Origin of the sequence: Thalassospira sp. UBA1131, from assembly GCF_002311515.1 — a bacterium.
Classification (GTDB): Bacteria; Pseudomonadota; Alphaproteobacteria; order Rhodospirillales; family Thalassospiraceae; genus Thalassospira.
In genome coordinates this window covers 1-4624 of the sequence record NZ_DCAO01000024.1, presented here as the reverse complement: position 1 = coordinate 4624, position 4624 = coordinate 1, and the positions used below count along the sequence as shown (strand labels likewise).

4 protein-coding genes are annotated in these 4624 nt (G+C 54.4%); all 4 read right to left on the bottom strand.

Annotated elements, in window-relative coordinates:
• Window positions 1-172: 172 nt before the first annotated feature.
• Window positions 173-676 (bottom strand): peptidylprolyl isomerase, encoded by a 504-nt coding sequence (locus tag B3Z49_RS03525; protein WP_296988269.1) that lies wholly within the window; start codon window positions 674-676, stop codon window positions 173-175.
• A 62-nt stretch (window positions 677-738) separates the two neighbouring features.
• Window positions 739-1266 carry a pantetheine-phosphate adenylyltransferase gene (gene coaD / locus B3Z49_RS03520; RefSeq protein ID WP_008890703.1) on the bottom strand — a complete coding sequence of 176 codons (528 nt, stop codon included), beginning with the start codon at window positions 1264-1266 and terminating at the stop codon, window positions 739-741.
• 11 nt (window positions 1267-1277) lie between these two features.
• Complete coding sequence (gene gyrA / locus B3Z49_RS03515; RefSeq protein WP_008890702.1) at window positions 1278-4088, bottom strand: DNA gyrase subunit A; 2811 nt, start codon at window positions 4086-4088, stop codon at window positions 1278-1280.
• Between the two features lie 203 nt (window positions 4089-4291).
• Window positions 4292-4624: DMT family transporter (locus B3Z49_RS03510; protein WP_296988268.1), on the bottom strand; the 333-nt coding region annotated here is incomplete at its 5' end.

Genomic DNA, 4624 nt, shown 5'->3' with positions numbered 1-4624 from the left:
ACCAACTGAGCTACGGGCCCTCAAGGTTGGTGAAGCGCGTTTTAATGGCACAGGCGGCATCGGTCAACACCTGTTTTCCATATTTTGGCTCTTTTTGCGCATTCAGCCCCAAAAACGCGAAAGCCGCCCCATGAAGGGACGGCTTTCGGTTGCAATAGTTCAAATATCGCGATTATTGCGCGTCGGCAGCAACCTGCATTTTGACGATCTGATCCGGGTCGGCAACGCTGCCATTGGCCCAGGGCGCACCCTTTTTGATCATATCGACATATTCCATGCCCTCAGTCACTTCGCCCCAGATGGTGTACTGGCCATCAAGATGCGGAGCATCGGCAAAGACGATGAAGAACTGGGAATCCGCACTGTTCGGGTTGGCCGAACGGGCCATGGAAACGGTGCCGCGAACGTGACGTTCATTCGAGAACTCGGCATCAAGTTTCTGGCCGGAACCACCGGTTCCGTTGCCTTTGGGGTCACCGGTCTGCGCCATGAAACCTTCGATCACACGATGGAATTTCAGCCCATCATAAAAGCCTTCACGGGTGAGTTCCTTGATCCGGGCAACATGGTTCGGTGCCAGATCCGGGCGAAGCTGGATCACAACGCGGCCATCTTTCAGGTCAAGATAAAGCGTGTTTTCCAGATCCTGAGCGACTGCGTCGTTTCCATTGGACATGGTGATAAATCCTAGTACGAGAGCGATAATTGAAAATAGACGAAAAAGACGCATGGCCTGCGTTATTCCTTTTCTTCTGCCAGCTTTTCGTGCAGCCGTTTCAGCACGTTTGCCGGCACAAATTCAGTGACATTCCCGCCCAGACGGGCGATTTCCTTCACGAAACGCGAAGAGACAAACTGTTGTTTGTCCGATGCCATCAAAAAGACGGTTTCAACTTCCGGCGACAGCCGGGCGTTCATCCCGGCCATCTGGAATTCATACTCAAAGTCCGATACCGCCCGAAGACCACGGATAATCGTGCTGGATCCGTTTTCCTGGGCAAACTGCATCAGAAGCGATGAAAATGGCTTAACTGAGGTACGGGCGGCAACTTCACCGCCCGCAGCCTTGAGCGCACCTTCAACCAGTGCACAGCGTTCATCGACCCCGAACATCGGACCTTTGCCGGCGTTGATCGCAACGCCGACAATCAGTTGATCGACGATCCGGGTCGCACGACGAATGATATCCATATGCCCCTGGGTTACCGGATCAAAGGTGCCCGGATAAATCCCGATACGCGATACGGTAGAAGACGTTTCAGTCATCGAACTTCCCGTTATTCGTCGCGGTCCGCTTCATCAGATGCCGGTGCCTCAGCCGCATCTTCATCAGATGCTTCCGGGGCCTGGTCGGCGGTTTCAACGGCACCTTCGGCACCCTCGATCACACCTTCCTCGCCATCGATGATCTCATCATCTTCATCACCAAGGTTCGACAGACGTTCGACTGCGACGACCTGTTCGTCTTCGGCAGTACGGAACAGCGTCACACCCTGGGTCTTACGCCCGGCAATACGGATGTCATGGGTCGGCATACGGATGACCTTGCCACCATTGGTGACCATCATCAGTTCGTCGCCTTCTTCGATCACGAAGGACGCAGCGACGTTACCGTTACGTTCCGACATCTCGATATTGGCAAAGCCCTGACCACCACGGCCGGTCACACGATATTCATAGGCAGACGTCCGTTTGCCATAACCGTTTTCAGTAACCGACAGGATCATCTGATCGCCACTGAGAATTTCCTGATAGCGTTCTTCGGACAGCAGTTCGAGCGGAAGGTTATCAGCCGTGATTTCCTCGCGACGCAACTTGCCGGTGATCGAGAGGTATTCACCGCGCTCTTCCATCGAAACATGGTTGCCAAACAGAACCGACATCGCGATGACTTCGTCCTGATCGGCCAGACGGATGCCACGCACACCGACCGAATTACGGCCGGTAAAGACGCGCACGTCACCGACACGGAAACGAATGCACTTGCCCTGACGGGTTGTCAGAAGAATGTCGTCATCATCGGTACAGGTCTGAACCGCGATCAGCTTGTCACCACGTTCTTCTTCAAGCTTCATGGCGATCTTGCCGTTTGATTTCACATTCACGAAATCGGCAAGGCTGTTACGGCGGACGTTACCGGTCGAGGTGGCAAACATCACATGCAGGTTCGGCCATTCTTCCTCATCGGGAAGCGGCAGGACCGTGGTGATATATTCGCCTTCTGACAGCGGCAACAGGTTCACAAGCGCCTTGCCGCGCGATTGCGGCGTACCCATTGGCAGGCGCCAGACCTTCATCTTGTAGACCATCCCCTCGGAGCTGAAGAACAGAACCGGGGTGTGGGTATTGGCAACAAACAGCTTGGAAACGAAATCTTCCTCGCGGGTTGCCATGCCCGAACGGCCTTTACCACCGCGACGCTGGGCGCGATAGGTCGACAGCGGAACACGCTGGATATAGCCGCTATGCGACACGGTCACGACCATGTCTTCACGGGCAATCAGGTCTTCGATGTCATGTTCGAATTCTGCTTCCTGAATTTCGCTACGACGCGGGTCGGCGAATTCATTGCGCATTTCGGTCAGTTCATCCTTGAGGATCGTCAGCTTGCGCTCACGCGAGGCAAGGATATCAAGGAAGTCCTTGATCTTCTCACCCAGCTCGGTCAATTCGCCCGCGATCTTGTCGCGTTCGAGACCGGTCAGGCGATGCAGACGCAGCTCAAGGATCGCACGTGCCTGTGCTTCGGACAGGCGATACATGCCATCAGTTGAACCAACCTGGTTCGGATCGGCAATCAGTTCGATCAGCGGAACAATATCGCCCGCCGCCCAATCACGTTCCATCAGCTGTTCACGCGCAACAGTCGGATCGGCTGCATTACGGATCAGTTTGATGACTTCGTCGATATTCGATACCGCAATACCCAGACCAACCACGACATGGGCACGATCACGCGCCTTTTTCAGAAGGTGGATGGTACGGCGGGTAATGACTTCTTCGCGGAATTCGACGAAGGCCTGAATGATTTCTTTCAGGTTCATCAGTTCCGGCTTGCCACGGTTCAGCGCCAGCATGTTGACACCAAACGAGGTCTGAAGCGCTGTAAAGCGGAACAGCTGGTTTAAGACAACATCGGCATTGGCATCACGCTTAAGCTCGATCACCATGCGAACGCCCGAACGGTCGGACTCGTCACGCAGATCGGAAATGCCTTCAAGCTTCTTGTCACGGACCAGTTCGGCGATCTTTTCCATCAGGGTGGCCTTGTTCACCTGATAGGGAACTTCGGTCACGATGATGGCTTCGCGGTTGGCACGGATTTCCTCGACATGGGTACGTGCCCGCATGACGACAGAACCACGACCGGTCTTGAATGCCGAATGGATGCCCGAACGGCCAAGAATAAGGCCACCGGTCGGGAAATCCGGACCATGGACAAATTCCATCAGACCTTCGACGGAAATATTGGGATCATCGACATAGGCCATGCAGCCATCAATGACTTCGCCAAGGTTGTGCGGCGGAATGTTGGTTGCCATACCAACCGCAATACCACCGGCACCATTGACCAGCATGTTCGGGAAACGGGCCGGGATAACAGACGGTTCCTTGGTGGTTTCGTCATAGTTATCGCGGAAATCAATCGTATCCTTGTCGATATCATCGAGAAGGAAGTGCGCGGCCTTGGCCATGCGGGCCTCGGTGTAACGCATGGCGGCGGCCTTGTCGCCATCCATGGACCCGAAGTTGCCCTGCCCGTCAATCAGTTGCAGGCGCATGGAGAAATTCTGCGCCATACGGACCATGGCATCGTAAATCGCGCTGTCGCCGTGCGGGTGATACTTACCCATCACGTCCCCGACCACACGGGCCGATTTGCGGAACGGTTTGTTATATTCAAACCCGTTCTCGTGCATGGCGTACAGAATACGACGATGTACCGGCTTCAAACCGTCTCGGACGTCAGGCAGTGCGCGGCTGACGATCACGCTCATCGCGTAATCGAGGTAGCTGCGGCGCATTTCTTGTTCGATGGAAACCGGGAAGATATCGCGGTTCTCGGGATTGGTCTCTTTGGTGGACAAAGGCCGTGACCTCTTAAACGCTTGATCAGAAATGATTCAATCGGCGTGACATACACCTATTTGAAGGCACATGCCGGACCAGAAAGGCGGAAAGTATCAGGTTTGTCCCGCACAAACAATATTGACAAATCCTATCGCGCAAGGTTGGGCAATAAAGTTCGAAATTTCGCGAAAATTCGCGGTTTTTCCGGCACAAAAAACCGTCACTTCCCGCCCGATTTGTCGCCTTTGGGAACTTCCATCACCGGTGTCATCGGATCAGACTTCAAAACCGGCCCTTCGACATCCTTTGGTTTGCGGCCAAAACGCATCTGTGATGCGGCAATCCCGCCCAGAATAACCGCCAGGGCAATCAATGCATTGGGCTGGGGCACTTCGCCCAGCACGATAAAGCTGATCACCACACCAACGGCTGGCACCAGATAATTGTTAAACACAAGGAAGCTGGCCCCGGCCACCGCAATCAGTTGCAAAATCAGGAACATGGCAATGCCGGTCGGAAACATGCCGAGATACATGATGGCAAGTGCGCCTTC

Coding starts and splice junctions, on each gene's coding strand:
- B3Z49_RS03525 (WP_296988269.1), bottom strand. CDS start 676: ATGTCCAATGGAAACGACGCAGTCGCTCAGGATCTGGAAAACACGCTT.
- coaD (WP_008890703.1), bottom strand. CDS start 1,266: ATGACTGAAACGTCTTCTACCGTATCGCGTATCGGGATTTATCCGGGC.